Source organism: Massilia sp. BKSP1R2A-1 (assembly GCF_050586525.1).
GTDB lineage: Bacteria > Pseudomonadota > Gammaproteobacteria > Burkholderiales > Burkholderiaceae_D > Telluria.
Genome location: NZ_JBOBRE010000050.1, coordinates 1 through 512 on the forward strand (window position 1 = coordinate 1; position 512 = coordinate 512).

Annotated in this window: 1 protein-coding gene; it reads right to left on the minus strand. The window is 51.4% G+C overall.

The window, feature by feature from the left end; all coding sequences use genetic code 11:
- Positions 1 to 28 precede the first annotated feature (28 nt).
- Complete coding sequence (locus tag ACQ7JA_RS25025) at positions 29 to 466, minus strand: hypothetical protein (RefSeq protein WP_430902410.1); 438 nt, start codon at positions 464 to 466, stop codon at positions 29 to 31.
- Between the last annotated feature and the right edge of the window lie 46 nt (positions 467 to 512).

Sequence of the window (512 nt, forward strand, 5' to 3'; positions counted from 1 at the left end):
ACCCGAAGCGGACATTGACACGTTCGCGCTACTTCTTGCGAACTTTCTGCAACTCCTGCTCGCTCCACTCCGGATTGCCAAAATTATCTTCCGCTAATGCGCGAATATAGGCTACGCCCCAGAGTGGCGGACCGTCGACTGTAAGTCCGGTGTATTCGACTTCTGGCGAAATGTCCAAGGCTTCATCTAACTGGCCTAGCACCTCTCTCCCATTGTGTTGAATTGCCTTCACATGCATGAATCCACTCTGCAACACCCTTGCGTTCTTCATGCCTGCAGACATCGGCAAGGATAAGCCTGACCAGTTCAGAAGACCGCCCAAGAACATAGAACGATGCAGTTTCCCCTGCGAAGTCGTGCGAGCTAAAACCGCGCCACAGGCGAAGCGGCCATTGCTCAGCTGAAAACACCAATATTGACCTTGGCGTAGACAGGTCGTCGACTTGGGTTCAAATGGAAATTTCATTCAGGCCGATCTTTTTTTAGTTGTAGAGGTAATGTCCGCTCTTGGC